Source organism: Bradyrhizobium genosp. L, from assembly GCF_015624485.1.
In the GTDB taxonomy this organism is placed as follows: domain Bacteria; phylum Pseudomonadota; class Alphaproteobacteria; order Rhizobiales; family Xanthobacteraceae; genus Bradyrhizobium.
Genome location: NZ_CP061378.1, coordinates 1,259,687 through 1,284,899 on the forward strand (window position 1 = coordinate 1,259,687; position 25,213 = coordinate 1,284,899).

General features: G+C 65.6%; 28 protein-coding genes. 17 read left to right on the forward strand and 11 right to left on the reverse strand.

Annotated elements, in window-relative coordinates; all coding sequences use genetic code 11:
• Positions 1–13 precede the first annotated feature (13 nt).
• The 5 genes from IC762_RS05845 (at position 14) to IC762_RS05865 (ending at position 5,527) form a co-directional block, all read left to right on the forward strand.
• Positions 14–1,078, forward strand: coding sequence for an amidohydrolase family protein (locus IC762_RS05845; RefSeq protein ID WP_195787672.1), 1,065 nt, complete (start codon positions 14–16; stop codon positions 1,076–1,078).
• A gap of 11 nt (positions 1,079–1,089) precedes the next feature.
• Positions 1,090–2,202, forward strand: coding sequence for an amidohydrolase family protein (locus IC762_RS05850; protein WP_195787673.1), 1,113 nt, complete (start codon positions 1,090–1,092; stop codon positions 2,200–2,202).
• 8 nt (positions 2,203–2,210) lie between these two features.
• Positions 2,211–2,624, forward strand: coding sequence for a Rieske (2Fe-2S) protein (locus IC762_RS05855; protein WP_195787674.1), 414 nt, complete (start codon positions 2,211–2,213; stop codon positions 2,622–2,624).
• A 146-nt stretch (positions 2,625–2,770) separates the two neighbouring features.
• Positions 2,771–3,388 carry a glutathione S-transferase family protein gene (locus IC762_RS05860; protein ID WP_195787675.1) on the forward strand — a complete coding sequence of 206 codons (618 nt, stop codon included), beginning with the start codon at positions 2,771–2,773 and terminating at the stop codon, positions 3,386–3,388.
• 63 nt (positions 3,389–3,451) lie between these two features.
• Positions 3,452–5,527 (forward strand): pyridoxamine 5'-phosphate oxidase family protein, encoded by a 2,076-nt coding sequence (locus IC762_RS05865; RefSeq protein WP_195787676.1) that lies wholly within the window; start codon positions 3,452–3,454, stop codon positions 5,525–5,527.
• Here IC762_RS05865 and IC762_RS05870 read toward each other — a convergent pair.
• The 3 genes from IC762_RS05870 to IC762_RS05880 all read right to left on the reverse strand — a co-directional run bounded on the left by IC762_RS05870 (position 5,524) and on the right by IC762_RS05880 (position 7,759).
• The gene (locus IC762_RS05870) at positions 5,524–6,522 is read right to left on the reverse strand and encodes an SAM-dependent methyltransferase (RefSeq protein ID WP_195787677.1); all 999 of its coding nucleotides are present in this window, start codon (positions 6,520–6,522) and stop codon (positions 5,524–5,526) included. The genes IC762_RS05865 and IC762_RS05870 overlap by 4 nt on opposite strands.
• A gap of 172 nt (positions 6,523–6,694) precedes the next feature.
• The gene (locus IC762_RS05875) at positions 6,695–7,051 is read right to left on the reverse strand and encodes a hypothetical protein (RefSeq protein ID WP_246801443.1); all 357 of its coding nucleotides are present in this window, start codon (positions 7,049–7,051) and stop codon (positions 6,695–6,697) included.
• 132 nt (positions 7,052–7,183) lie between these two features.
• Positions 7,184–7,759 carry a TetR/AcrR family transcriptional regulator gene (locus IC762_RS05880; protein ID WP_195787678.1) on the reverse strand — a complete coding sequence of 192 codons (576 nt, stop codon included), beginning with the start codon at positions 7,757–7,759 and terminating at the stop codon, positions 7,184–7,186.
• A gap of 121 nt (positions 7,760–7,880) precedes the next feature.
• On the opposite strand from IC762_RS05880, the gene IC762_RS05885 reads away from it, so the two are divergent.
• On the forward strand, positions 7,881–8,858 hold the full coding sequence (locus tag IC762_RS05885) for a zinc-dependent alcohol dehydrogenase family protein (RefSeq protein WP_195787679.1): 978 nt from the start codon (positions 7,881–7,883) through the stop codon (positions 8,856–8,858).
• 71 nt (positions 8,859–8,929) lie between these two features.
• On the opposite strand, the gene IC762_RS05890 is transcribed toward IC762_RS05885, so the two are convergent.
• Positions 8,930–9,763: a substrate-binding domain-containing protein gene (locus IC762_RS05890; RefSeq protein ID WP_195787680.1), complete on the reverse strand. Its 834-nt coding sequence runs from the start codon at positions 9,761–9,763 to the stop codon at positions 8,930–8,932.
• A 28-nt stretch (positions 9,764–9,791) separates the two neighbouring features.
• Complete coding sequence (locus IC762_RS05895; protein ID WP_195787681.1) at positions 9,792–10,490, reverse strand: ABC transporter permease; 699 nt, start codon at positions 10,488–10,490, stop codon at positions 9,792–9,794.
• A 103-nt stretch (positions 10,491–10,593) separates the two neighbouring features.
• Between IC762_RS05895 and IC762_RS05900 the strand changes: the two genes are divergently transcribed.
• Both IC762_RS05900 and IC762_RS05905 read left to right on the forward strand, forming a co-directional pair.
• Complete coding sequence (locus IC762_RS05900; protein ID WP_195787682.1) at positions 10,594–11,406, forward strand: uridine kinase; 813 nt, start codon at positions 10,594–10,596, stop codon at positions 11,404–11,406.
• Between the two features lie 79 nt (positions 11,407–11,485).
• Positions 11,486–12,316 (forward strand): molybdenum storage protein subunit alpha, encoded by an 831-nt coding sequence (locus IC762_RS05905; protein ID WP_195787683.1) that lies wholly within the window; start codon positions 11,486–11,488, stop codon positions 12,314–12,316.
• A gap of 27 nt (positions 12,317–12,343) precedes the next feature.
• Here the strand turns inward: IC762_RS05905 and IC762_RS05910 are convergent, their stop codons facing one another.
• Genes IC762_RS05910 through IC762_RS05920 form a run of 3 tightly spaced genes read right to left on the reverse strand, consistent with a single transcriptional unit; the run spans position 12,344 to position 14,458 of the window.
• Positions 12,344–12,742 (reverse strand): hypothetical protein, encoded by a 399-nt coding sequence (locus IC762_RS05910; protein ID WP_246801444.1) that lies wholly within the window; start codon positions 12,740–12,742, stop codon positions 12,344–12,346.
• A 3-nt stretch (positions 12,743–12,745) separates the two neighbouring features.
• Entirely contained in the window at positions 12,746–13,051 is a 306-nt protein-coding gene (locus IC762_RS05915; RefSeq protein ID WP_195787684.1) for a putative quinol monooxygenase, read from the reverse strand.
• 33 nt (positions 13,052–13,084) lie between these two features.
• Entirely contained in the window at positions 13,085–14,458 is a 1,374-nt protein-coding gene (locus IC762_RS05920; RefSeq protein ID WP_195787685.1) for a L,D-transpeptidase family protein, read from the reverse strand.
• Between the two features lie 250 nt (positions 14,459–14,708).
• Here IC762_RS05920 and IC762_RS05925 point away from each other — a divergent pair, with 250 nt between their 5' ends.
• Positions 14,709–15,083 (forward strand): hypothetical protein, encoded by a 375-nt coding sequence (locus IC762_RS05925; protein WP_195787686.1) that lies wholly within the window; start codon positions 14,709–14,711, stop codon positions 15,081–15,083.
• A gap of 83 nt (positions 15,084–15,166) precedes the next feature.
• Here the strand turns inward: IC762_RS05925 and IC762_RS05930 are convergent, their stop codons facing one another.
• Positions 15,167–15,775, reverse strand: coding sequence for a TetR/AcrR family transcriptional regulator (locus IC762_RS05930; protein WP_195787687.1), 609 nt, complete (start codon positions 15,773–15,775; stop codon positions 15,167–15,169).
• Positions 15,776–15,887: 112 nt separating this feature from the next.
• Here IC762_RS05930 and IC762_RS05935 point away from each other — a divergent pair, with 112 nt between their 5' ends.
• From IC762_RS05935 to IC762_RS05970, 8 genes are all read left to right on the forward strand, one after another.
• Complete coding sequence (locus tag IC762_RS05935) at positions 15,888–16,583, forward strand: PspA/IM30 family protein (RefSeq protein WP_195787688.1); 696 nt, start codon at positions 15,888–15,890, stop codon at positions 16,581–16,583.
• Between the two features lie 58 nt (positions 16,584–16,641).
• Positions 16,642–16,917, forward strand: coding sequence for a YiaA/YiaB family inner membrane protein (locus IC762_RS05940; RefSeq protein WP_195787689.1), 276 nt, complete (start codon positions 16,642–16,644; stop codon positions 16,915–16,917).
• 315 nt (positions 16,918–17,232) lie between these two features.
• Positions 17,233–18,288, forward strand: coding sequence for a hypothetical protein (locus IC762_RS05945; protein WP_246801445.1), 1,056 nt, complete (start codon positions 17,233–17,235; stop codon positions 18,286–18,288).
• The gene (locus IC762_RS05950; protein WP_195787690.1) at positions 18,285–19,160 is read left to right on the forward strand and encodes a HesA/MoeB/ThiF family protein; all 876 of its coding nucleotides are present in this window, start codon (positions 18,285–18,287) and stop codon (positions 19,158–19,160) included. The genes IC762_RS05945 and IC762_RS05950 overlap by 4 nt, the downstream gene beginning before the upstream one ends.
• Positions 19,157–20,356 carry a hypothetical protein gene (locus tag IC762_RS05955; protein ID WP_195787691.1) on the forward strand — a complete coding sequence of 400 codons (1,200 nt, stop codon included), beginning with the start codon at positions 19,157–19,159 and terminating at the stop codon, positions 20,354–20,356. Before IC762_RS05950 ends, IC762_RS05955 begins: the two co-directional genes overlap by 4 nt.
• A complete protein-coding gene (locus IC762_RS05960; RefSeq protein WP_195787692.1) occupies positions 20,353–21,474 on the forward strand; it encodes a GNAT family N-acetyltransferase in 1,122 nt (373 codons plus the stop codon). The genes IC762_RS05955 and IC762_RS05960 overlap by 4 nt, the downstream gene beginning before the upstream one ends.
• Entirely contained in the window at positions 21,471–22,466 is a 996-nt protein-coding gene (locus IC762_RS05965) for a hypothetical protein (RefSeq protein ID WP_195787693.1), read from the forward strand. Before IC762_RS05960 ends, IC762_RS05965 begins: the two co-directional genes overlap by 4 nt.
• Before the next feature lie 92 nt (positions 22,467–22,558).
• Positions 22,559–22,765 carry a hypothetical protein gene (locus IC762_RS05970; protein ID WP_195787694.1) on the forward strand — a complete coding sequence of 69 codons (207 nt, stop codon included), beginning with the start codon at positions 22,559–22,561 and terminating at the stop codon, positions 22,763–22,765.
• A gap of 328 nt (positions 22,766–23,093) precedes the next feature.
• On the opposite strand, the gene IC762_RS05975 is transcribed toward IC762_RS05970, so the two are convergent.
• The gene (locus tag IC762_RS05975; protein ID WP_195787695.1) at positions 23,094–23,654 is read right to left on the reverse strand and encodes a DUF2478 domain-containing protein; all 561 of its coding nucleotides are present in this window, start codon (positions 23,652–23,654) and stop codon (positions 23,094–23,096) included.
• A 66-nt stretch (positions 23,655–23,720) separates the two neighbouring features.
• On the reverse strand, positions 23,721–25,130 hold the full coding sequence (locus tag IC762_RS05980; protein WP_195787696.1) for an aldehyde dehydrogenase family protein: 1,410 nt from the start codon (positions 25,128–25,130) through the stop codon (positions 23,721–23,723).
• Positions 25,131–25,213 lie beyond the last annotated feature (83 nt).

Consider the following 25,213-nt stretch of genomic DNA (forward strand, 5'->3'; position numbering starts at 1 on the left):
CGAGGAAAACGTCATGGCGGCCATGCGCATCGACTGCGACATCCATCCCGCGGTGGGGGGAACGCGCACCACGCTGCTGCCCTATCTCAGCGATCACTGGAAGGAGCAGGTGGTCAGCCGCGCCATCGATGGGCTCGATCTCAACTCCTATCCGCCATCGATGCCGCTCTCCGGCCGGGCCGACTGGCGGCCGGCCGACGGCAGCAAGCCGGGCGGCGATCTTGCGATGGTGCAGCGCGGCGCGTTCGACCAGCTCGGTGCCAGCCACGCCATCTGCAATGTCGTCTATGGCGCGCAGGCGGTGTTCGATTCCTACATGGCGGCGGACTTCTGCAAGGCGATCAACGACTGGATCGCGGCGGAATGGCTCGCCAAGGACAACCGGCTGCGCGCTTCGATCGTGGTGCCGATCCAGGCACCGGACCTTGCGGTCGAGGAGATCGAGCGTCGGGCCAAGGACAATCGCTTCGTCTCCATCTTGGTGCCGTCGCAGGGCGAGACGCTGCTCGGGCGGCGGCACTATTGGCCGATCTATCAGGCCGCTGAGAAATACAGACTGCCGCTCGCGATCCACGCCGGCAGCGCCTATCGGACGGCGCCGAGCTCGGTCGGCTGGCCGTCCTATCGCTACGAATATTATCTCGCCGAGGCGCAGGCTTTCCAGGCGCAGGCGTTGAGCCTGATCTATGAGGGCGTGTTCGGCAAATTCCCGGGCCTGACCGTCGTGCTGATGGAATCGGGCGTGAGCTGGCTGCCGACTTTCATGTGGCGGGCGAACAAGACCTGGCGCGGCGTCCGCGTCGAGGTGCCCTGGGTCGAGCGCGAGCCCGCCGCGATCATCCGCGACCATTTCCGCGTCACCATGCAGCCGTTCGACGCCCCGCCGGATGCGACCGGCGTGGCCGACGTGATCGATCAGATCGGCTCGGACAAGATGTTCCTGTTCGCCTCCGACTATCCGCACTGGCAGTTCAACGGCGACGACCCGATCCCGCCGCATCTGCCGAAGGCCCTCGTCAAGCGGATGTGCGAAGACAATCCGCTCGAAACCTTTCCGCGATTGAAGCTCGACTCTTAAGGGAGCAGCGCATGAGTGACGTCATCGACCGCCCGATGCTGGAAACAGAAAAGACCGCGGCGACGCGGCTGCGGATCATCGACTGCGACGTCCATCCGAGCATCCACTCGCATGACGACCTCAACGAGTTCCTGCCGAAGCGCTGGCAGCAGCATCTCAAGGAATACGGCAGTCATCTGCGCACGCCCTATATCGGCACCACGCCGTATCCGCGTTCCTCGCCGCTGATTGCGCGGCGCGACGCCTGGCCGCCGACCGGGGGGGTGCCCGGCTCCGATCTCGACTTCATGCGCAAGCAGCACCTCGATCCGTTCGACGTCGAGTTCGGCATCTTGCAGGTGCTCGACCTCTTCATCTTCTCGCAGCAGAACCTCGAATTCGGCGCCGCGATCCAGCGCGCTATCAATGACTGGCAGCTCGCGTTCTGGGCGCACCGCGATCCGCGCCTGAAGGCCTCGATCCTGGTCGGGCAGGACGGCAGCGATCTCGGCCTCGCCGAGATCGAGCGCTGCGCCAGGACCGGTGAATACATCCAGATCAACGTCTCGCCGCGCGCCAACGAGCCGCTCGGCCGTCGCCGCTACTGGCCGATCTACGAGCGCGCGCAGGCGCTCGATCTGCCGCTCGGCATCCATGTCGGCGGCTATGGCGGGCACGCGCCGACCGGCGGCGGCTGGCCGTCCTACTACTGCGAGGAGCATCAGTCGAATGCGCACACGATGGCCTCGATGCTCACCAGCCTGGTGCTCGAAGGCGTGCCGGAGCGCTTCCCGAAACTAAAGATCGTGTTCATCGAGGGCGGCTTCGGCTGGATCCCGTCGACGATATGGCGGATGGACCAGCATTTCGAGCGCTTCCGCAGCGAGGTGCCGCATCTCAAGCGCAAGCCGAGCGAATATGTGAAGAATCAGTTCTGGTTCACGACCCAGCCGATCGACGAGCCGGACGAGGCGAAACATCTGCGCCAGCTGATCGAATGGGTCGGCATCGATCGCCTGCTGTTCTCGTCGGACTATCCGCACTGGGACTATGACGACGCGCGCTACGCCTTCAAGACGCCGCTGACGGAGGCCGAGCGGCGCAAGATCTTCAACACCAATGCGCGCGCGGTTTACAAGTTCTAGGACTGAGGATGGCCCGTCACATCGTCGCGCGCACCAGCGAGATTCCTGCCGGCGGCAACAAGGTGTTCGGCATCGAGGGCCGCGACATCGTCGTGTTCCATGTCAACGGCGAGTTCTTTGCGCTGCTCAACCGCTGCCCGCATGAGGGGGCGCCGCTGGAGAAGGCGGCCTGCGTCGCGCGGCTGACCTCGCCGGAGCCCGGCATCTACCAGCGCGACCGCGTCGGCGAGATGCTGCGCTGTCCGTGGCATGGCTGGGAGTTCGACATGCGCAACGGCCAGTCCTGGTTCGATCCGAGCCGCCTCAAAATCCGCTCCTACCCGGTCGCGGTCGAGAGCGGCGCGGAATTGCAGAAGGGCCCTTACGTGGCCGAGACCTTTCCGGTGCACATCGAGGACAATTACGTGATCGTGGAGATGTAGGCGCAGCTCGAACCCGGCCGTTCCCAGTATTTATTGCAATTCATGCAATAATGAAGTGCCGGTGGCGCCAATTCTCTTGGTCGGCGCAATGAGCCATCTTGAAGTCGTGAACGGGACAGCCCCACCACGATTTCAGGAACCGGACCATGAAGCTCTACCATTTTCCACTGTCGGGCCACGCGCACCGCGCCCGCCTTTTCATCTCGCTGCTCGGCATTCCGCATGAACTGATCGAAGTCGATCTTCGATCGGGCGCGCAGAAGACGACGGAATACCTCGCCCTCAATCCGTTCGGCCAGGTGCCGGTGCTGGATGATGACGGCACCGTCGTTCCGGATTCCAACGCGATCCTGGTGTATCTCGCGACCAAGCTCGGCCGCACCGACTGGCTCCCCACCGACGCCAAGGGCGCTGCTGCCGTGCAGCGCTGGCTGTCGGTCGCCGCCGGCGATCTCGCGTTCGGCCCCGCGGCGGCGCGGCTCGTCACCGTGTTCGGCGCAAAATTCAATCCGGAAGACGTGATCGGCCGTGCGCATGTGCTGCTGAAGCGGCTCGAAGCCCATCTCGCCGGCCGCGACTGGCTGGTCGGCACGCAGCCGACGATCGCCGATATCGCGCTCTACAGCTATCTGTCGAGCGCGCCCGAAGGCAATGTCGATCTCTCGCCGTATCTGCGCGTCAACGCCTTCCTGCGCCGGATCGAGGCGCTGCCGGGCTTCGTGCCGTTTGCGAAGACGTCCGCCGGCCTGACGGCCGCCGCATAAGACGTTGACCGGGCGCGCCTTCGGGTGCGCCTCGTCCGGTCCCGACAAGGGGAGGGCAACGACATGAGCGACAGACGAACCAAGACCAAGCTCGCCACCTGGCACGCCGGCGAAAAGGCGATTCAGCAGAAGGTCGGCGTCGCCGAACGGATGGAAGCCGTCGGCCAGCGCGCGGTGCGCGACTTCATGCCAGACCAGCACCGCGAGTTCTACGGCCAGATTCCGTTCATTGTCGCGGGCAGCGTCGATCGGAACGGCGACGCATGGGTGACGCTGCTCGCCGGCAGGCCCGGCTTCATCTCCTCGCCGACATCGCGGAGCCTCGAGATCGATGCGCGGCCTGACCCGACCGATCCCGCAAGCGAGGGCATGCAGGCGGGCGACGCGATCGGCCTGTTGGGAATCGAACTGCACACACGGCGCCGCAACCGCGCCAACGGGGTGCTGCGTGCAGCGTCGGGCAAGGCACTCAGCTTCGAGCTCGATCAGAGTTTCGGCAACTGCCCGCAATATATCCAGCTGCGCGATTTCAGGCTCGTCCGCGAGCCGAGCGCGCCGTTCACCGGGGCGGTCGAACAGAGCACTGCGCTCGATGCGGCCGCGCGCGACATGATCAAGGCGGCGGACACGTTCTTCGTGGCATCCTATGCCGAGCGCGAGGATCGTCGCCAGGTCGATGTGTCGCATCGCGGCGGCAAGTCGGGTTTCGTTCGCGTCGGCGACGATGGCCGGCTCACGATTCCCGATTTCGCCGGCAATCTGTTCTTCAACACGCTCGGCAACATCCTGCTCAACGGCAAGGCCGGGCTGGTGTTCGTCGATTTCGAGACCGGCGACATGCTGCAGCTCACCGGCGATGCCGAGGTGATGCTGGATTCGCCGGAGATCGCGGCGTTCCAGGGCGCGGAGCGGCTCTGGCGCTTTCGAGCGCGACGGGTGGTGCGCAGGCGCGGCGCGCTGCCGCTGCGCTGGGCCTTCCGCAGCGACGGCTGGTCGCCCAACGCGCTGATGACCGGCGACTGGGCGCAGGCGGCTGACCGCATTCGGGCGGCCGAGCTGGCGACGCGCTGGCGTCCGTTCAGGGTCACTGACATTGTCGACGAGAGCGCGTCGATCCGCTCGTTTCATCTGCAGCCGGATGACGGGGCCGGGCTGCTGCCGCACCGCGCCGGACAGCATCTGCCGATCCGCCTGTCGTTGCCCGGCTCCGATAAGCCGGTCTTCCGGACTTACACACTGTCGGTCGCGCCGTCTGATGGGATGTACCGCATCAGCGTGAAGCGCGACGGCGTGGTGTCTCGGCATCTGCACGACAACATCCATGTCGGCGACATCATCGAGGCGCGGGCGCCTGATGGCGCATTCACGATCGATGCGCGCGAGAAGCGGCCTGCGGTGCTGCTTGCCGGCGGTGTCGGCATCACGCCGATGCTGGCGATGCTGCGCCACGTGGTCTACGAGGGGCTCCGCACCCGCGGCATCCGGCCGACGGTCTTGGTCCAGGCCGCGCACACGAAGCAGGACCGTGCGTTCGGTCGTGAGTTGCAGCAATTGGCCGAAGCTGCCGGTGGCGCCGTCAGGATCGTGCGTGTGCTGGGCAACGTCGAGGAAGCCGAGCAGGGTGCCGATTACGACGCCGCGGGTCGGATCGACATGGCGCTGCTGTCGCGCGTGCTGCCGTTCAACGATTACGACTTCTATCTGTGCGGGCCGCCGCAGTTCACGCAGTCGCTCTACGACGGCCTGCGAAGCCACAATATCGCGGACGACCGGATCCACGCCGAGGCATTCGGTCCGTCGTCGCTGCTGCGAAAGCCTGACCTTACCAAGGCCGTGCCGCAACGCCGCCCGCCCGCGACCACGGCGGTCGCAGTCGCCTTCACCGAGTCGTCGAAGGAGGCGCGCTGGACGCCGGAAGCGGGAACGCTGCTCGAGTTGGCCGAAGCGCGCGGCCTCAATCCGCCCTTCAGTTGCCGCGCCGGGAATTGCGGATCATGCCGCACCAGATTGCTGACCGGCGCGGTGACCTATCTGAAGGAGCCGACCGCAGAGGTGGCCGACGACGAGGTGCTGATCTGCTGCGCGGTGCCGGCGAAACCGGAGGCCGACGCTGACGGCCGGATCCAACTCGCGCTTTAGGTGCGCGGCGCGGCCTCGCCGGGCCGTGTAGCCCTGGGTTTGATGGCCAGCACCGTGCTGTAGGGGTTGCCGAACACGAATGTCTTCGACGTGCGCCAGATGATCCGCTCCAGCTCGACGAATGTGCGCATTTTCAGCCGGTACTTCCACAGCAGCAGGTGTTGAATGAAATTCCAGGTGAGGCCCCAGGCCCAGAAGGGCAGGCGCCGATACCGGATCGGGCCGAAGCCGAGCTGGCGCAGCTTGTAGACCAGCAGGTTGGCGCCGACGAAATTGTAGCGCCAGTTGTCGAAGAAGGCCGTGACGCTGCGAAAATCCTGCTCGCGGCGACAATGATCCAGCGCCCCCGGCGTGTGGATCAACAGCCGACCGCCCGGCTTCAGCATTCGCCAGCACCGGGCCAGCCAGGCATCGAGGTCCTTGGTGTAACCGATCGACTCGAACGAATAGATCGCATCGAAGCTTTCGCTGGGCAGGTCGAGGCTGTCGAAATCCGTGACGATCACCTCCCCGCGTCCGCCGAGCTTCGCGAATTTGCGCCGGCAGATCTCGGCCTGCACGGGTGAATTGGTCACGCAGACCATCTCGATGTTGCTCCGGCCGGCGAGGTATGCCGCCGCGGCGCCCGATCCGCAGCCGAGATCCAGGAACCGCATCCCGTCCTTCGGCCTCAGAAGAATGTATTCCGCCGCGTAGGGGGGCGAGAACGGCGTTCGGGGGAATACACAGGTGCTGTAGTTCGCCTGCTCGTCGCGATAGGTGCCGAACACGTCGTCATAGGTTCGCGTCTCGTCATCGTGCTTGAGGAAATCGTTCGGCTGCGGCGCCCACTCGACCAGTTGGCGCTGCTCGAACTGATTGAGCCCGTGGCCGATCTCGCTCGCATCTCTCGGACGGGTGACCAGAAGGAAAAGCACGTAGTGAAGCAGGACGTAGGCCGCGATCAGCGCGACGATGATCGCCGCGGCCAACTGAAGCACCAGAATGAGGTCCAAGGCCGCTCCTGACTGACGAAACGTTCTTAACGCAACGGGCCCGCGCCACGGCAATGTGCAGCCGTGTTCGGGAATATTACGCGTCGCAATTGTACGATTTTATGTCTGTTCCGGAGACGCGAACAGGGCCGCGCATGGCGCGTAGCCCTGCGTGCCGCGCGTGGGTGATCGTCTAGCTCATGCTTCCCGGCATGAAGCAGCGCGGCCTGGGATGGCCGTCCAGGTAATATGGCCACACCATGGTGCGGCCGGCGCGGTTGGGGCCGGACACCACGGCTTCATCGGGGACCTCGACCCACTCGCCCTCGAGGCGCACGCGATAATGGCCGTTCTTGGTGTCCCAATCGGCGTCGTCGACCCGTTGCGCGTCGCTGCCGTCGCAGCAGGGCCCCTTGCCGCTATGCAGGCTTTCGTACCAGGCGTTCAACTCGGGGTGCTGATGATCGTGGGCCCGAGCCGGACCGATGGCCGGCATCGCAAGCAGGGCCACGAGTGCAGTGAGTGTCGCACATGAAAGCCGGTCGTTCATCTCGTCCCCAATCGCCAAAACCATTTAACCCCGTCCGAAATGGTTATCGCGCGCGGGGCGTCAATTGAATGACGATCAACATGTAATCACGTTCGCGAGAGATCGGCGGATGGCTCTTGGACGAGGCGCCGTTCAGGCGACGAGGTGCATTACCTGGTCGATGACGGCCTTGACCCGCTTCGAGTCCGGTGTCTGATGCGCCAGCGCCAGCAGTCCCGCATGCACCACCATGATCGTGTGCGCGGTGGTGTCGGGATCGAAGCCCTTGCCGAACTGGGCGCGGTCGGCGCGCAGCCGCGTGCGCAACAGCTCTTCCAGGCGGCGATTGTAGCGCTCGATGCTCCGGCGCACCTCGACCCGGTCGAGCGAGCCGTCGGTCGCCGAGTTGATCGACAGGCAGCCGCGCTGTCCCTTTTCGCCCGAGCAGTAGGGAATGAAGCCGGTCAGCCACTGCCTGATCGCGTCGCGCGCCGAACCGGGCAGCGCCAGCACGCGCTCCGCCCAGCCCAATATGCCGTCGTGGTAGCGGTCCAGCACTTTCAGGAACAGCGCGTTCTTGTCGCCGAATGCCGCGTAAAGGCTGGGCTTCGCGATGCCGCTCGCCGCCGTGATCTCGTCGAGCGACGTCGCCTGAAAACCCCTCTGCCAGAATATCTGGCGGGCGATTTCCAGCACGTCGTTCGGGTCGAAGCTGCGTGGCCTGGCCATATCAGCCTTTTATGTACTTCCGCGTCGGCTGTGAAGCTTCAAGTCTGCGAGAGCGCCATTTCGGGCGTTGACGTTCGGCCAATTCTGTACTTATAAGTACATAACAAGCAGGAGCGATGCCATGAAAGCGGTTCAGGTCGTTACGTTCGGACGTCCGGCGGAGGTGGTGAAGCTGAACGAGGTGCCGGACGTCGGTCCTCCCGGCCCCGACGAGGTCGTCGTCGCGGTCGAAGCGGCGCCGATCAACAGCTCGGACTTCCTGATCGCCACCGGACGCTATGGCTATCTGCCGCCGCTGCCGGCGACGCTGGGCATCGAGGGCGTCGGGCGCGTCGTCGCCAGGGGATCGCAGGTGAAGAACCTGAAAGAGGGCGACCGGACGCTCGTTCCCGTCATGACGGCGACCTGGACCGAGCGCGTCAAGTTCACCGCGTCGTGGCAGCGCCCGCTGCCCGAAAATGCCGACGTCCGCCAGCTTTCCATGGTCGGCGTCAATCCGGCGACGGCCTATCTGCTGCTGACCGACTTCGTCAAAATCCCGCGCGATGGCTGGGTGATCCAGAACGGCGCCAATTCGGCGACGGCGCGCGCGTTGATCGCGATCGCCAAGTCGCTTGGGATCAAGACGGTCAATGTGGTGCGGCGCGAGGACGTCGTGGCCGAGGTCAGATCGCTCGGCGGCGACGTGGTGCTGGTCGATAGCCCGGATCTCGCCAAGCAGGTCGCGAGAGAAACCGGCGGGGCGCCCATTCTGTTGGGGCTCGACGTCGTCGGCGGCGCGTCCACGCTGAACCTGATGAACTGCCTGGCGCCGAAGGGCGTGATCGTGATCTACAGCGCGGTGAGCGGACAGCCGTTCTCCGGCTCGTCTCCGCGCGTGATCTTCGCCGAGCTGTCGGTTCGCGGCTTCTGGCTCGGCCATTGGAACAAGACCGCGACTGCCGAGACGACGGGTGCGATGTACGACCATCTGGTGCCGATGGTCGCATCCGGCGCGATCAGCGCGCCGGTGGTCGCGACCCATGGCCTGGAGGGATTTTCCGAGGCGATCGCGCAGGCGGCGGCGTTCAAGGGCAAGGTTATCTTTACGCCGAACTGATCGTAACGTTGGTCTTCGAAGCAGCGGTTATGGTCCAGCAAGTCAGTGACCGTGGAGGTCGGCGAACATTCTCAGGCGTTGGGGTCGTTTGCGTTGGGATAGAAAAGCTGCTGACCGTTGACCTTGTAGGCGGCGATGGCACTCTGTCCCTCCGGTGAGATCAGCCAATCGATGAAGCGCTGACCGGCGACCTTCTTCACCGTGGGGTGCTTGGCAGGGTTCACCAGCATCACCCCGTACTGGTTGAACAGCTGCTTGTCGCCTTCGACAAGGATGGCAAGGTCGCCGCGGTTTTGGAAAGCCAGCCAGGTGCCACGATCGGACAGCACGTAGGCGTTCGATGCCGAGGCCATGTTCAAGGCGGCGCCCATGCCTTGCCCGATTTCCTTGTACCAGGAACCATGGTCTTCAGCGATATCGATGCCCGCGGCCTTCCAGAGCTTGAGCTCCGCGATGTGGGTGCCGGACCGGTCGCCGCGGGAAATGAACGACGCGGCCTTGGACTTTATGGCTTGCAGCGCCGTCATGACGTTCTTGCCCTTGAGGCCGGCCGGATCGTCTTTCGGACCGACGATCACAAAATCGTTGTACATGACGGGATAGCGTTTCACGCCGTATCCTTCAGCGAGAAATTTTTCCTCGGCGGATCTGGCGTGCACGAACACCACATCGGCATCACCGCGACGTGCGGTGTCGAGCGCCTGGCCGGTGCCTTGGGCCAACACCTTCACCTCGATGCCCGTCTTCTGTTTCACGACCGGCAGCAGGTAGTCGAACAGGCCGGAGTCTTGTGTCGACGTGGTCGATGCAACAACGATTGATTGATCCTGTGCCCAGCACGGAAGGCCAGGCGACGCCAGTATGACGGCCGCCAGTACCCAACGTGAGACGAACCGGCGGTTCATGCGCTTTCTCCCTTGCCGTCCTCTCTGTTCAACGACCCGTCAGGACACGCCCAAGCAGAAAGCTCAGCGCGCTCACGGTCATCGACAGGAGCACAAGGATGATGCCGAGAGCAAGCGCGAAGCTCAATTCTCCTTTGCTGGTCTCCAGCGCGATCGCCGTCGTCATCGTGCGCGTGTAGCCTCTCACGTTGCCGCCGACGATGATGATCGCTCCCACCTCGGCAATCGCCCTGCCGAACGCTGCGAGGAACGCGGTAAGCAGCCCCTCACGTGCGATGCACATCAGCGGCCTCATGGCGCGCAGGCGCGAGGCGCCGTCGACGAGGAGCGCGTCGCCATAGCTGGCCCATACGTCGACCATTATTCGGTGAACGAGTGCAACGACGATGGGGATACCCAGGATTGCCTGCGCGATGACCATGGCCGTCGGCGTGAACAAAATCCCGAGCGATCCCAGCGGCCCCGACCGGGAAAGCAGGAGGTAAACGGCAAGCCCAACGACGACCGGAGGCAACCCAAGCAGTGCGTTGGCGATGACGACCAGGGCACCTTTGCCGCGGACGCGATAAATCGCCAGTGTTGCGCCGAGCGGAGCCCCGATCGCGAAGGCAAGAAGGCTTGCAGTCAGGCTCACGCCAAGCGATAAAGCCACAATCTTGCGCAGTTCGCCGTCGAAACTCCCGATGAGGCTGACGGCCGTATCAAGGGCCTCGGCAAAGTTGTTCATTCCGCCTTACTAAGCCATGTGGGGCGACGTGCAAGATCACCGGGGCCGCCTGTCCGGTCCGGCTCACGGGTCTGGCTCGATGCATTAGAGAAGGACGTTTCTCATGGCGAACACGACGGCGGAGCTCGAAGCGCTCCTGATGCAGCGGTCGCTGACCGATCCACAGCTGCTCGAGGCGACGGAAGCGGCTGCGGACTTCCGCATCCTCCCCGACGCCACCGTGGTCAAGATCGGCGGGCAGAGCGTGATCGATCGCGGCCGCGCCGCGGTGTATCCGCTGGTCGACGAGATCGTCGCCGCCCGCAAGGCGCACAAGATGCTGATCGGGACCGGAGCCGGTACCCGCGCCCGGCATCTATACTCGATCGCGGCCGGGCTGCGTTTGCCGGCCGGCGTGCTGTCGCAGCTCGGCGCCTCGGTGGCCGATCAGAACGCCGCGATGCTCGGCCAGCTGCTCGCCAAGCACGGCATCTCCGCGGTGAGCAGCGCCGGGCTCTCGGCCGTGCCGCTCTATCTCGCCGAGGTGAATGCCGTGATCTTCAGCGGCATGCCGCCCTATGGCTTGTGGATTCGTCCCGCGGCCGAGGGCGTGATCCCGCCCTATCGCACCGATGCCGGCTGCTTCCTGGTCGCCGAGCAGTTCGGCTGCAAGGCGATGATCTATGTCAAGGACGAGAACGGCCTCTATACTGCGAACCCGAAGACCGCCAAGGATGCCACCTTCATCCCGAAGATCTCGGTCGCCGAGATGAAGGCGAAGGGGTTGCAGGACTCGATCCTCGAATTCCCGGTGCTCGACCTGCTCGCCTCGGCGCGTCATGTGCGCGAGGTGCAAATCGTCAACGGCCTCGTCCCCGGCAATCTGACCCGCGCGCTCGCCGGCGAGCACGTCGGCACCATCATCACCGCGAGCTAGGATTTTTGTTTTGATGCGTCTTCGTCACGCGAACCGGTATCCACTTCGCTCGAAAACGCTTTAGAAGGGAGCGATCGTCATGAACGTCGTCAACCAGATCAAGCACGTCGCCTCGCCGCTCGCGCGCCAGACCCTGCTCGACAGCGATCTCACCCGCCCTGTCGCGGGTGAACGTCCGATCAAGCTTTTGCCCTGGGTGCAGGTGGTCAAGATCGGCGGCCGCGCTATCATGGATCGCGGCCATGAGGCGATCCTGCCGCTGGTGGCCGAGCTGCGCGCGCTGCTGCCCGAGCACCGCCTGTTGATCCTGACCGGCGCCGGCATCCGCGCCCGCCATCTCTACAGCGTCGGCCTCGATCTCGGGCTGCCGTCCGGCTCGCTGGCGCCGCTTGCCGCCACCGAGGCCGGGCAGAACGGCCACATCCTCGCCAGCCTGCTGGCACCGGAGGGCGTCTCCTATATCGAGCACGCCACGATCGCGAGCCAGCTCGCCATCCATCTCTCGGCCGCCCGCGCGGTGGTCGGCAGCGCCTTCCCGCCCTATCACCATCACGAGTTTCCGGTGTCGCGCATCCCGTATCACCGCGCCGACACCGGCGCGTTCCTGCTCGCCGATGCGCTGGGCGCCGCCGGCCTCACGATCGTGGAGGATGTCGACGGCGTCTACACCACGGATCCCAACGGCGCCGATGGCAAGCAGGCGCAGCTGCTGCGCGAAACCAGCGTCGCCGATCTCGCCAAGCTGAAAGGTACGCTGCCGTTCGATCCCGCGCTGCTCGAGGTGATGGCGAACGCGCGCCATATCGCGCGCGTGCAGGTGGTGAACGGGCTGGTTCCCGGCCGGCTCACCGCGGCGCTGCGCGGCCAGCACGTCGGCTCGATCATCCATACCGGCGCACGGCCGGCCTGAAGCGTCTGCAAATCGGCGCGCGATCGATTACTTGATCGTCGCGTGCACGGTGATGACCGATGTGCCTGAGGCGGTCGGCCCCTGGCCGGTCGCCTTGATGGCAAAGCTGTCGCTGCCCTTGTACTTGGCCTTTGCCCGGTATTCGAAGGTCAATGCATTGATCTTCTTCAGCTTGCCATAGGCCGGTTTCTGCGCGATGGCCGAGTCGGTCACCGTGCCGCGGATCCCGATCGGGATCTGGCAGCTTTCGCCTGACGCGACGTCGATGTCGGCCGTCGAATTCTCACCCCAATTCGCCAGAGATGCCGATATCGAGCATTCCGAAGCCGCCGGCGCAGAAACCGCCGGCCCGGCGCCTTGAGCCGTGGCGGCAAGGAGCAGCCCAACGATCATGCGCAACCGCGAGGCAAGAGTCTTCTCAATCATGGATCACGCACCGAGCTTGCTGGAAATTTCGTTTGCCATTGTCAGGATCACGTCGCCATCCAGAATCGGCTTCGCAACCTCGAAAAAACGCGCAACGGCGCGCGAGTCGTTGTGTCGGTCCATGGCGGCCTGATCCTGATATCGCTCGTACGTCGCGAATATGCGCGGGTCCGACACGTCCTGGGAAACGAAATAGCTCACTGTGGTCGGTTCGTGAGCGCGGACATGCTCGGCGACCTCCAGCAATGCCTGGCGCATGGTGCTCTCTTGGCCCTTCTTGGCTCTGATGATCGCGGTTATCGTCAACATGGAGCTTCTCCGGCTCGTTCGCCGTTGCCGGCGTTACATCGCATCTGAATCGGATTTCGCCAACTGTCGCGACGGCCGATGCCCGCGGAACTTGATGCCGCCTTGCGGCTCGTTGCTCATCACGATGACGAAGTCCGTTCCCTTGCTGGTTTCCGGGCTCAACTCCTCGTCGGTGACGATCACGGATGACCGCAGCGTCATCCCGGCGATGCGATCCAGTGCTTCCTGTGGAATGACGATCCGGTCGAGCGCGGCCTTTGCCGCGTCGGCTTCGGGTTGCAGTTCAGCATCGCGGGCGTTGCCCCGCGCGGCGGAGCTGCGGCGCTCAGTCTCGCCGCGCGGCGACCGGTTCGACAGCGAGACCACGTTCCACCGCGGGGGCGCCGCACGATCGGCTTGCTCGACCGCCGTGAAGACATGCGTGCCGATCGGCCGATCGGCGTCGGTGATCGTCACGGCGGCTTCATAGATCGGCTCGAACGCCTGCCGAATATAGAGCCGCTGGGTCTTGCGGCTGATCAAGACCGAGATCGGCGCCAGTTCGCGCTGGGCCTGGCGTGCGTCCTCGTCTGCGATGACGCGCGCGGCCAGCGCGTCCTTGGCCGCATCGCGCGCAACAGCGACGGCGTCGAGCTTCGGCTGCAGCGCGACCTTGCCATCGCTCAACTTCACCTCCCACTCGGCGAGCCTGGCGGCGGCCTTCGCCCTCGCGTCCTCGGCCTGTTGCGTTGCCTCCGGCGAGGTTGCCGCGCCAACCGCCGCTTCCAGCGAAGCCAATTGGGCCTGAACTCTTGCTTTTTGCGCTTCCGCAACCCGCACCGGCGTCATCGCCTGGATGGACTCGCGATAGGCCATGACGGCTGCGTGTCTGGTTGCCTCCTCTTTGCGGGCCGCTTGCTCGGCCGCCGCGATGCGTGCGGCCGCAGCGGCCCCATTATCCGGCTTGGTGCGAAGCAGCAGCGGGTGAACGACATCGACCGGCGCCGCGTCGCCTGGCGCCACGATCACCCGCAAACCCAGCTGGGTGAGGTCGAACAGCTGTTCGGCGAAATCGAAGGGCATGCGGACGCAGCCATGCGATGCCGGATATCCCGGCAGGCGGCCACCATGCAGCGCGATGCCGGACCATGTGAGCCGCTGCATGTGCGGCATGAAGGCGTCGTCATAGAGGTTCGAATAATGCTCGGCATCCTTCTGAATCACGCTGAAGATTCCGGCCGGTGTCTCACGTCCCGATTGGCCGCTCGACACCGGCGCGCGCAGGATCCAGCCATTGGCGTCGTAGATGGTGATCCGCTGTCGCTGCAGCGACACAATGGCCAGCAGCGGCTCGCCGGCCTGGCGCGGAGCGACGGTCTCGCTCTGGCGCTCGCCGGCGTCTCGGGCGTCGGCGTCTCCCGCCGCCATCAGTGCTGCCACGCATGCGAAGCCAAGACAGGCAGATCTCAGTCGCGTCAGCTTCCGGCCCGAAAACCCATAGGTCATGTGCGCCCCCATGATCCGACTGATGCCAGTCTACGCCATGGCGATGCGGGCGGCCAGTCCGCGGCGAGCCTTGCAGGAGGCTCCCGCAGACGCCTCACGACGAAGTCACAGAGATACCCGAATGTGGTACTACCGATCGAGCCGACTGGACGTTGAATGTGAGGGAGCCCCTTTGCTGCACGCCCATTCCCGAACCTTGGCCGTCGTCGCGCTCCTCGGCTTTTGCGCTTCCGCAGGCGCGCAGGAATCGTGTCCGGAGTTGGCGCGGTTGAATGCCGACGCCGAGGCAGCGCTGAAGAAAGCCTCTCGACTTGCCGCGCAAGATCGTTGCGACGCGTATGTGCACTATTCCGTCGCCTGGGCCGACTTGGCAAGGTACGCGCGCGATCACCGCGAACCTTGCGGCATTTCGGCCGCTTCGCTAAGCGACATTGATAAGGGCCATCGTAGGGCGGTCACGGAGCGCGAAGATGCCTGCGGAGGCCTGCGCCGCAATCCGGCGCTGCTTCAAGGCCGCACATTCCCTCCTGAAATTATTCGGCGCTGATAGGTTGGATATAGCGTCGACCCCAGTCGCCGCTTCGGGGCGGAAGCAGATCGGCGAGACGTCGGGCAATTACCGGTCCGCGCCTACGCCTTCTTCGCCGTCAGCCCGTCGATCATCGCGCGCGTCAACGTCGCGATCTCGATGCGCAACGCGCCGAGCGGCACTGCGATCAGCTTCTGCTCCAGCCCGAGCGCGACCATGCCGTGCACGGCGGAGAACAGGCTGCGCGCGGTGACGCCGAGCTGTGTCGCGGTACGCTGCGGGAACAGCGCGGCGAGCGGCTTGTAGATGTGACGGAACAATTCCATCTGCTCGGTGATGGCCCATTCCGGCACCGGCTTGCCGGGCTGCATGCGGTGCTCGAACAGCGCGCGCCACAGTTCGAGATTGTCGGCAGCGAAGTCGCAATAGGCGACCGCGACCCGCACCAGCATCTCGCGCGGCGCCGCCGCGCCGCCGATCTCGGCGAGCGACAGTGAGGCGTCGAGCCGCGCCAGCGTGCGCGAGCCGACGCGCAGGATCAGCTCGTCGACGTCCTCGACCAGATTGTAGACGCCGCCATTGGCGACGCCGATTTCCTGCGCCAGTTCGCGCGTTTTCAGGCCGCCGAGACCCTTTGTCGCAATGGCGCGTTCCGCCGCCTCGATCAGCGCTTCGCGCAGTTTCGCACGTCTCTCCAATGCTTTGGACATGATTTTCCCGTTGTTAACCAGCATCGTGAGCGATGCTCAAATAATTCTTGAGCGATGCTCATAATGTGGTACAAGTAATTCATGAGCGATGCTCATAGCAGGGAGAGACCAAATGTTCAAAACCGTTTTCACACTTTTCCGCGGCAGCATGGCGGCAGCGGGGGAGGAACTGGAAGACCGGACCGCGCTGGTCATCCTCGACCAGCAGATGCGCGACGCGGCCGCCGCCGTCGACCGCTCGAAGCGGACCCTGGCGCTGGCGATTGCCGGCGACCAGCAGGAAGGCCGCCGGCTTGAGGCGACCAATACCCGCATCGCCGATCTCGAGGTCCGTGCCACCGCGGCCATCGAGGGCGGCCGCGAGGATCTCGCCCGCGAGGCGGCGCAGGCGATCGCCAATCTCGAAGCCGAGCGCGATGCCGCGATGACCGCGCGCGCGCTGTTCGCCTCGGAGATCACGAGGCTGAAGCGCCAGGTCGCCAATGCCGAGGCGCGCATCGCCGAGCTCGATCGCGGCCGCCGGCTGGCCCGCGCCTCGGAAGCGGTGCGCTCGCTGCGCCGCAGCGGCATCGAGGCGGCGCGGCCCTATGAATCGACGCTGCCGGAAGCCGAAGCCACGCTGAAGCGGCTGCGCGAGCGGCAGATGGAGGCGCAGGCCGCCGACGAGGCGCTGATCGAGATCGACGCCGCGTCGGGTCCGCTCGCCACCGCCGAAAAACTCGCTGAGCAGGGCTTCGGTCCGCGCATGAAATCCACCGCCGACGACGTGCTGGCGCGGCTCAAAGCCAAGCGCCCGCCCGCTGCCTGAACCGCAAGCCTGAAACCGAAGCCTTGTCATCAAACCCCGTCTCATCAAGGAGAGTACCATGAACCAGACCATCCAACCCCACAGCGGCGCCTGGGTTACCTTCACCTACGCGTCCTTCGCAGGCTCCGCCTTCCTGGTCGGCATCGGCCTGTTCTTCCTGCCGATCGACCTCTGGATGAAGGGCTATCTCACCATGGGCATCGTGATGCTGATCCAGACCTGCGTCACCATGACCAAGACCGTCCGCGACAACCACGAAAGCAGCAAGTTCGTGAACCGCATCGAGGACGCCAAGGCCGAGCGCCTTCTGATGGAAGTCTCCAAGGCCGCGTGAGCGGGGTCAATGCGAAGCGGCGAGTGCCTGCACCCGCCGCTTTCGATCGGCGTCGTCCCGGCGAAGGCCGGGACCCATAACCACGAATGTTGATTGTTGCGAACCGCGCGGACGACGAGTCCCGTCCACCATGCTCGTCGCGGCGTATGGGTCCCGGCCTTCGCCGGGACGACGCTGGGCTGGAGCGCTGCCGCTTGGGGCCAAACTCGCTTGGTTTCCTGAAGGGCTCGTTTACCCTGCGGCAAACAGCGTCAGGTTGCGCTCACTGCTCCTTAACAGGGGGAGTGCAGAGATCGCGCGCAAGGGGCTTGAGACATGGCGTCCACGGATAACGGCAATCCCGCTTCGCGCGGCAGCAGGGGCCTTGCGAAGGCGCGTGCGGTCGTTGACGGGGTGCGCAGCCACACCGGCTTCTGGCTGAAGGCGCTGTCGCAGCCGACCATCGATCTCACCCTGCGTACCCAGGCCGGCCAGCGCACGCGCATCGTCGAATCGCCGGGCCTGTCGCTGCCGAGAGCCGAACTCGACGCGCTGGTGGCGCAACTGCGCATCGTTGCCGCCAAGACGCTGCCGGAGGAGAGCCTGACCTACGGTATTTTTTCCGGCGAGCCGGAGCGGCTGGCGCGCGCGGTCGTCACTTTGATCTCCGAGGAGGAGACCGGGCGGCCGATCGCGTTCAACGCATTGTCGGTGATGGACCTGCCGCTCGACGGCGAGCCGATCGCGGTCACTCATCTGGGCCTCGTGATGGTCGATCCCGAGGTGCGCGGGCAGGGGCTGTCCTGGGTGCTGTACGGCCTGACCGCGCTGGTGCTGTTCGCCCGCGACGGGTTGCGGCCGAAATGGATTTCCAACGTGACGCAGGTGCCGGCGGTGGTCGGCATGGTCGGCGACACGTTTTCCGACGTGTTCCCGTCGCCGCAGCCGGGCGCGCGGCAGAGCTTTGCGCATCTGCAGCTCGCCCGCGGCATCATGGCGAGGCACCGCGCGGTGTTCGGCGTCGGCGACGAGGCCGGCTTCGACGAGGCGCGCTCGGTGATCACCAATGCCTATACCGGCGGCTCGGACGCGCTGAAGAAGACCTTCGAGATCGCGCCAAAACATCGCGATGCGATCTACAACGAGTTTTGCGAACGCGAGTTGGATTACGCCCGCGGCGACGACGTGTTGCAGCTCGGCCGCATCGATCTCGCCGGTGCGCGCCGCTACATCATGAGCGAGGTGCCGCACGGATCGCTGCCGGCGCTGCTCGCGGCGTCCGCCATGCTGGCGCTGCAGCGGCTGGTGCTGCCGGTGGTCTACTGGCTCGACGACAGCCGCGCCTTCGGCTCGCTGCGGCCGCGCAGGCAGGACACCGAGGCTGCACGATGACCTTCGACTATTATTCCTTCACCGGCCGCAATATCGGCTTCATCGACGAGCGCGAGCAGCAATTGCTGCGGCAGGCGCGGGTGTTCGTCTGCGGCGTCGGCGGCATGGGCGGCGCGGCCTTCATGGCGCTGGCGCGCGCCGGCGTCGGCAAGTTCGTGATCGCCGACATCGACCGCTTCGAGGTCTCCAACCTCAACCGCCAGGTGTTCGCCTTCGCCGACGAGGTCGGCCGCGAGAAGGCGGAGGTCGCGGCCGAAGCGGCCAGGCGGATCAACCCGACCATCGAGATCGAGGTGTTGGCTGCGAACTGGACCGGCGAGCTCCCTGATATCGCGCAGCGCTGTCCGGTCATCGTCAACGGCATGGACGATATCGCCGCCGGCGTGCATTTGTACCGGACCGCGAAAGCCGCCGAAGCCACCGTGATCGACGCCTATATGTCGCCGCTGCCTTCGGTGATCGTGGTGCGGCCCGGCGATCCCAGGCCCGAGGAGCGGCTTGGTTTCCCGACCACAAACAAGGACTGGACCGCCATCACCGCGGACGATCGCCGCGCCGCGATGCGCGCCGAGATCGAGCACGTGATGCTGCATTCCTCCTCGCGCCACCATGTCGACCTCGCGATCGCCGGTGAAGTCGCTGCCGGCCGCCGCAGCCGGATGTCGTTCGCGCCGATGGTGATCTCGACCGGCATGCTGATGGCCTATGAGGCGGTCGCGCTGATCCTCGGCCGCAGCACCGGCACCGACTGCCGCGGCTGGTTCCTCAATCCGCACCGGCCCGCGGTCGAGCGGCCGCGCAACCCGCTGGTCGCCGCCCTGATGCGCCCGCTGGTACGCCGCGCCATCGACCAATTGACGGGCGGCCAATGACGGCAGGCGTGATCGCCGATTCCATCGTCAATCTCTGCGGCGCCATCGGGCTTGCCGTGGCGATGGCGACGTTCTACCGGCGCGACCCCAGGAGTCCGTTGACCCGCCGCCTGCTGTTCGCGCTCGGCGTGATCGCGCTGCTGTTTCTCGACCGCGGGCTGGCGTGGTGGAGCGGCAGCGGGCTGCTCGATCGCCTCTCGGTGATTCCGGCCTCGCTGATCCCGCTCGGCGCCCTTGTCGTCACCGAAGGCATCCTGCGGCGGCACGCGCCGCGCGCGGTGAAGCTCGCAGCGCTTGGCGGCGGCATCGTGCTCGGCCTCGGCGGCATGCTGGGGCTGCAAGGCTTTGCCAAGCCTTACGTGGTCGCACTGGCGCTGTTTCAGCTGCTGGGCTTTGCGACCTGCGCGCTGCTGCTGGCTGCACGCGACCGCACGGCGCTGATGGCCTCGGAAAACCGCAGCATCGCCCGCATGGCGGTCGGTGCGCTGGTGGTGATCCCGTTCATTCTCACCGATTTCCGCACCCTGTTCCCGGACATTCCGGTCCGGCTCGGCGCGCTGGGCGCGCTGCTCACCGTCACCGTGATGCTGATCGCCGGCGGCGGCGCCGAGACGCGCCGGCATGGCCTGGCGCTGATGGCGCTGCGGCTGATCTCATCGGGCCTGCTTGGGCTGGCCGCCGCGTTCATGGCGGCCGATGTCGATACGGCGCAGATCGTCCGCTTCGTCGCGGTTGCGATCGCGGGTGTGCTCACCATCGGCCTGATGACGGATGCGCTGCGGGCGCTGTTCGAATCCCAGGAGCCGGGCGTGCTCAATTCCATCGCCGCGTCGCCGGCGCAGACCCGTGAGCAACTGATCGCCGAGCTGGCGCGGCATCCGATCTTCGAAAGCGCGCGCCGCTTCCGCGAAAGCGAGCTTGCGCTCTACGATCCGCCGCTGCTGCGCGATTTCCTGTCCGAGCGGCGCGTGCTGCGCCGGCCCGACGCGCCGTGGGGCCTGTCAGCGGTCGCGCCTGCGGCCGAGCGCATGGTCTCGCTGATGACGGCCAACAGCGCCACCCATGTCATCGTGCTGGCGCATGATCCGCTCGACCTGATCGTGCTCGCGGTGCCCGTGACCGCGGCCGATCCCGCCACCGAGACCGCGCTGGCGCTGGTGCGGCGGCTGTTGGCACTGACCCCGGAGGCGACATGACGCTGGAGATCCGAGAAGGTGACCGCAGGGCCGCATTCGACGCAGCCCTCAACGCCTATGGCCCCGACAGTCCCTACGTGCCGCCGCTGTGGAGCGATTTCGACCGGATGTTCGACCCGGCGAAGAATCCCTTCATCACCGAAAGCCACGGCCGTTACGCGCTGTTCTCCGCGCATCGCGACGGCCGGCCGGTCGGCCGCATCGCCGCCTCGATCCACGATGCCTCCAACACCAAGCACGGCACCCGCCACGGCGCGTTCGGCTTCTTCGATTGCATCGACGACACAGAGGTGGCCGACGCGCTGCTACGTGCGGCCGAGCAATGGCTTGCCGCGCGCGGCATGAGCCGGATCACCGGCAATTTCAATCTCACGGCGATGCAGCAGGTCGGCGTCGTGACCGACGGTTTCGACAATGCGCCGTTCACCGACATGATGTGGTCGCCGCCGCACATTGCGCGGCATCTCGAACGCGCCGGCTATGCCGCGACGTTTCCGATGACGACCTTCGAGATCGCACTCGACGGCGGCAAGCCGGACCAGCTGCTCGGCGACAAGCAGCGCGCGGTGCTGAAGGATCCCGACTTCACCTGGCAGCCGATCAAGCGCTCCGCCTTCAAGGTGAGGCTGGAGGATGCGCGTCTGATCCTCAACGACGGCTTCGCCGACAACCCGATGTTCGTGCCGCCGACCGCGGCCGAATATCTGTTCCAGGCCGGCGACATGATGTGGATCATCGACAAGCGGATTTCCACCGTGGTCTATCATCGCGGCCGTCCCGCCGGCGCGATCATCGCGATCCCCGACCTCAATCCGTTGATCAAGGCGATCGGCGGCCGGATTGGCGTCACCGCGCCGTTCAGATTCATCCAGCACCGCATGATGAACACCCGCGCCGTGCTGATCTACCAGTCGGTCTGCCGCGATCTGCACAATCGCGGCCTCAACGGCGCGATGCTCTACCGCACCGCGGTCGCGCTGCAGCAAGCCGGCTACCGCACCCTCGGCGGCACCTGGATCGCGGACATCAACGGCCCGTCGCTGCGCCAGGCCGAGAAGGTCGGCGCGCAACCGCTGCACCGGCTGCATCTGTTCAGCAAGCGGCTCGCCGGCGCATGAGCGAGCTGACGGAGGATCTGCTGCGTGAGCTGGTCGCCGAGGCGCGGCTGGCGCCGAGCATCCACAACATCCAGCCGACGCGCTGGCGGCTGCTCGACGACGGCAGGCTGGCGCTGGTCGACGACACCGGCGTGCGCGCGCCGGTCGCCGATCCCGCAGGCCACGACGTCCGCGTCTCCCATGGCGCGGCGCTGGAAGGCATGAGCCTCGCGCTCAACCGCCGCGGCCTGTCGATCACGGCCATGACCACGATCGAGGAGCCGCTGTCGCCACGATTTGCGGCGCTTTGCAGCTTTGCGGTCAAGCAGGAGGCTACGCCCGATCCGCTGACGAGCCATGTGGCGCGCCGCATGTCGTGGCGCGGCAAGTTCATGTCGGCACCGGACGATGCGGCGGCGCTGGCGCAGCTTGCGACCGCGCGTGACGATGTGATCGTCATCGACGATCGAGAGGTGATCGCCGCCATCGCCGGCTGGGCCGACCAGGCCGAGTTCTGCTTTGTCCGCGACGACGATTACCGGCATGAGCTGCTCGACTGGATGCGGCTGTCGCCAAGCCATCCGCTCTATCGCTTGAACGGCCTGAACCGCGACGCGCTCGCCATGAACGCGATCGAGGCCACCGCCGCCCGCTTCGTGCTGGGCGGCCTGTTCAGGCCGCTGGATCGTCTCGGTCTCGCCGCATCGCTGCTCGCCGACCGCGCCAAGACAGAGTCCGCTTCCGCCGTCGTCCTGTTCTGCCGCCCGGTCGGTGAGGACCCGCTTGCGACGGGACGGTATTTCTACCGGACCTGGCTGGAGATCGATCGCGCCGGCTTTGCGGCCTGTCCGATCTCGGCGCTGGCCGATCACCCCGATTTCAACGAACGGCTGCGAAAGCTCGGCAAGATCGCCAGCGATCAGCGCCTCGTCAACGTGTTCCGCATCGGCCGCCCCGCAAAACTGCGGGAGCCGCAGCATTCCCGGTTGCCGGTCGATCGCCTCATCGTCTGATCGCGGCCGGTGTGCATACGCGCAAGACTCCTCTGTTAAAGCGTCACGCGGCCGTGCTATGAGCCCCCGCGAAGCAAAGACCGGTGGGGATCATGTCGAAGCAATCGCTGCGCGAGGAGGCCGAACGCCTGATCCGCGAAACCATGGAAAAGCGGAATCTGGTGGTCAAGCAGGGCATGACCCGGATCGAGGCGATCTGCGGCAAGTGCGGCGCGCCGAACCGGGTGCAGGCCGAAAAGGGCCAGCCCCGCGTCAAGTTCGCCTGCAAGCAATGCGGCCAAAAGCAGGAAACGTTGTAGGCGTTGCTGCTGTAGTTCCGTAGGGTGGGCAAAGGCGCCCTTGCGCCGTGCCCACCATTCTTGCTCCGTGCGTGTGATGGTGGGGACGCTTCGCTTTGTCCACCCTACGAAGTTGCGGCGTGGGTTAGCGCCGATCCGTAGGATGGGTGGAGCGCAGCGATACCCATCGTCTCACCTGGAGCATGATCCGGAAAAGTGTGAAGCGGTTTTCCGAAAAGATCATGCTCAAACAAAAGAGCTAAAGCGCGATAACGATTCAACCCAATCTCATCGCTCTTTAGTGGATGAAAAGTGATGGGTTTCGTTGCGCTCTACCCATCCTACGAATTCACTTCAACACCTCGCACACCGTGGTGTGATCCGGCGTGACGGACGCTGCGGCCCGCAGCGAGACGTTGCGCCACCAGCCTTCCAGCGCGTGGCGGTCGCAGGCGAGCTTCACGCTCATGCCGCCGGCGAATGTGATCCAGTCCGCAAAGCTCTGGCGTGAGACCGCGATGACGACGGGGATGTCGGCGTCGAGCGCGCGCTCGATCAGGAAACCGAGGCCCTTGCCGTTGCGCTCGCGCTTGCCGAAACGGTTGATGATGACGAGGTCGGCGCCGGCCGCGAGTGCGTCGGCGACGCGGGCGCCGGCGTGTTCGAGCCGCGACAGATCGAGCTTGCAGCCGGTCGCGCCCGGGCTCGGCGGCTGCGCCAGCAGCAGCGTCTCGCCGCTATGCACCAGCACTGCCGACAGGCTGGAATCCGCGCATGCGCCGGCCTGCACCAGGCCGACCGCGCGGAAGCCATGCGCGTTCAGATCGTCGGCGAATGCGCGCAGGATCGTGTCGGGATCGTCGTGATCGTCATAGACCAGGGCGGCGAGGTCGCATTGGGCGTCGAACATGAAGCGGCTCTGCTGGTAGGAGAAAGAGCGGCCGCGGCACGATTGCGCCGCGGCCGTAATCGTTGATCAGGCGGCCGGGGGGCCGTTGATGATCTGCAGCTGGGTGAACTCGGCGAGGCCTTCCTCGGCGAACTCGGTGCCGATGCCGGACTGCTTGGCGCCGCCGAACGGGATGTTCGGGGCCATGTCGAGGTGCTTGTTGATCCACACCGTGCCGGCCTCGATCTTGGTCGCGATCTCGTGCGCGCGGGCGATGTCGGACGACCACACCGATGCGCCGAGGCCGTAGTTCGTGGCGTTGGCGCGGCGGATCACGTCATCCTTGTCGGAGTACTTGATCAGCGGCAGCACCGGACCGAACTGCTCCTCGTCGACCAGCTTGGAACCTTCCTTGATATCGCGCACGATGGTCGGCTCGATGAAGTAGCCGGGACGGTCCATCGCGGAACCGCCCGCCACCACCTTGCCGTTCTTGTGCGCGTCGTCGAGGAACGCCTTCACCTTCTCATACTGCATCTTGTTCTGCAGCGGTCCGAGCTTGGTGCCCTGCTTGGAGCCGTCGTCGACCACGGTGTTCTTGGCGATCGCCACCAGCTCGTTGCAGAGCTCGTCATAGACGGACTCGTGCACATAGAGCCGCTTGATGGCGAGGCAGACCTGGCCGGAGTTCTGGAACGCGCCTTCGAAGATGCCGGGGGCGACCTTCTTCGGATCAACGTCGTCGAGCACGATGCCGGCGTCGTTGCCGCCGAGCTCCAGCGTGATCCGCTTCAACGTCTGTGACGCGCTCGCCATCACCTTCTGGCCTGTGGCGGTGGAACCGGTGAAGGAGATCTTGCGGATATCCGGATGCTTGGTCATGTGATCGCCGAGGTCGTTGGCGTCGGCGATGAAGTTCAACACGCCCTTCGGCAGGATGTCCTTGACCAGCTCGGCGAAGCGCAGCGAGGCCAGCGGCGTGGTCGGCGCGGGCTTCACCACCAGCGTGTTGCCGGCGAGCAGCGCCGACGGCAGCTTGAATGCCAGGATCAGCAGCGGATAGTTCCAGGGGATGATCGCGCCGACCACGCCGAGCGGGCGGCGATAGGCCTCGACCTTGCGATCGCCGGAATTCTCGATCACGCGCATCGGCAGTTCCAGCGAGCCGAGATAGCGGAAGAAGCCCGCCATGCCCATCACCTCGCCGGTGGCATCCGCCAGCGGCTTGCCCTGCTCGCTGGTCAGGATGTGGGCGAGGTCGCTGGCATTGGCCTCGATCACCTCGGCCATCCTGATCACGAGCTTGCGGCGCTCTTCCATTGGCGTGGCGGCCCAGGCCGGGTAGGCGGCCTTCGCGGCGGCGACGGCCTTGTCGAGCTGCTCCTTGGAGGCGCGCGGACACTGCGCCACGACCTCTTCGGTCGCCGGATTGAGCACCGGCATCGTCGAGTCGCCGGGTACCATCTTGCCGTCGATGAGAAGACTGTAATCATTCATAGGCTGTGCTCTCCCTGGGTCAAACGGGCCCTTCGCGGGCCTCGCTATATCCTGTCATATATCACGATTGCGGCGGGTGGGCC

Bases quoted from the DNA above. Each gene is read 5' to 3' on its own strand.
- IC762_RS05920 (WP_195787685.1), bottom strand. From the start codon at position 14,458: ATGGCGGCGGGAGACGCCGACGCCCGAGACGCCGGCGAGCGCCAGAGC.
- IC762_RS05970 (WP_195787694.1), top strand. From the start codon at position 22,559: ATGTCGAAGCAATCGCTGCGCGAGGAGGCCGAACGCCTGATCCGCGAA.
- IC762_RS05845 (WP_195787672.1), top strand. From the start codon at position 14: ATGGCGGCCATGCGCATCGACTGCGACATCCATCCCGCGGTGGGGGGA.
- IC762_RS05965 (WP_195787693.1), top strand. From the start codon at position 21,471: ATGAGCGAGCTGACGGAGGATCTGCTGCGTGAGCTGGTCGCCGAGGCG.
- IC762_RS05885 (WP_195787679.1), top strand. From the start codon at position 7,881: ATGAAAGCGGTTCAGGTCGTTACGTTCGGACGTCCGGCGGAGGTGGTG.
- IC762_RS05935 (WP_195787688.1), top strand. From the start codon at position 15,888: ATGTTCAAAACCGTTTTCACACTTTTCCGCGGCAGCATGGCGGCAGCG.
- IC762_RS05890 (WP_195787680.1), bottom strand. From the start codon at position 9,763: ATGAACCGCCGGTTCGTCTCACGTTGGGTACTGGCGGCCGTCATACTG.
- IC762_RS05980 (WP_195787696.1), bottom strand. From the start codon at position 25,130: ATGAATGATTACAGTCTTCTCATCGACGGCAAGATGGTACCCGGCGAC.
- IC762_RS05875 (WP_246801443.1), bottom strand. From the start codon at position 7,051: ATGAACGACCGGCTTTCATGTGCGACACTCACTGCACTCGTGGCCCTG.
- IC762_RS05860 (WP_195787675.1), top strand. From the start codon at position 2,771: ATGAAGCTCTACCATTTTCCACTGTCGGGCCACGCGCACCGCGCCCGC.
- IC762_RS05880 (WP_195787678.1), bottom strand. From the start codon at position 7,759: ATGGCCAGGCCACGCAGCTTCGACCCGAACGACGTGCTGGAAATCGCC.
- IC762_RS05855 (WP_195787674.1), top strand. From the start codon at position 2,211: ATGGCCCGTCACATCGTCGCGCGCACCAGCGAGATTCCTGCCGGCGGC.
- IC762_RS05865 (WP_195787676.1), top strand. From the start codon at position 3,452: ATGAGCGACAGACGAACCAAGACCAAGCTCGCCACCTGGCACGCCGGC.
- IC762_RS05905 (WP_195787683.1), top strand. From the start codon at position 11,486: ATGAACGTCGTCAACCAGATCAAGCACGTCGCCTCGCCGCTCGCGCGC.
- IC762_RS05940 (WP_195787689.1), top strand. From the start codon at position 16,642: ATGAACCAGACCATCCAACCCCACAGCGGCGCCTGGGTTACCTTCACC.
- IC762_RS05960 (WP_195787692.1), top strand. From the start codon at position 20,353: ATGACGCTGGAGATCCGAGAAGGTGACCGCAGGGCCGCATTCGACGCA.
- IC762_RS05900 (WP_195787682.1), top strand. From the start codon at position 10,594: ATGGCGAACACGACGGCGGAGCTCGAAGCGCTCCTGATGCAGCGGTCG.
- IC762_RS05955 (WP_195787691.1), top strand. From the start codon at position 19,157: ATGACGGCAGGCGTGATCGCCGATTCCATCGTCAATCTCTGCGGCGCC.
- IC762_RS05915 (WP_195787684.1), bottom strand. From the start codon at position 13,051: ATGTTGACGATAACCGCGATCATCAGAGCCAAGAAGGGCCAAGAGAGC.
- IC762_RS05910 (WP_246801444.1), bottom strand. From the start codon at position 12,742: ATGATTGAGAAGACTCTTGCCTCGCGGTTGCGCATGATCGTTGGGCTG.
- IC762_RS05950 (WP_195787690.1), top strand. From the start codon at position 18,285: ATGACCTTCGACTATTATTCCTTCACCGGCCGCAATATCGGCTTCATC.
- IC762_RS05930 (WP_195787687.1), bottom strand. From the start codon at position 15,775: ATGTCCAAAGCATTGGAGAGACGTGCGAAACTGCGCGAAGCGCTGATC.
- IC762_RS05850 (WP_195787673.1), top strand. From the start codon at position 1,090: ATGAGTGACGTCATCGACCGCCCGATGCTGGAAACAGAAAAGACCGCG.
- IC762_RS05895 (WP_195787681.1), bottom strand. From the start codon at position 10,490: ATGAACAACTTTGCCGAGGCCCTTGATACGGCCGTCAGCCTCATCGGG.
- IC762_RS05945 (WP_246801445.1), top strand. From the start codon at position 17,233: ATGGCGTCCACGGATAACGGCAATCCCGCTTCGCGCGGCAGCAGGGGC.
- IC762_RS05975 (WP_195787695.1), bottom strand. From the start codon at position 23,654: ATGTTCGACGCCCAATGCGACCTCGCCGCCCTGGTCTATGACGATCAC.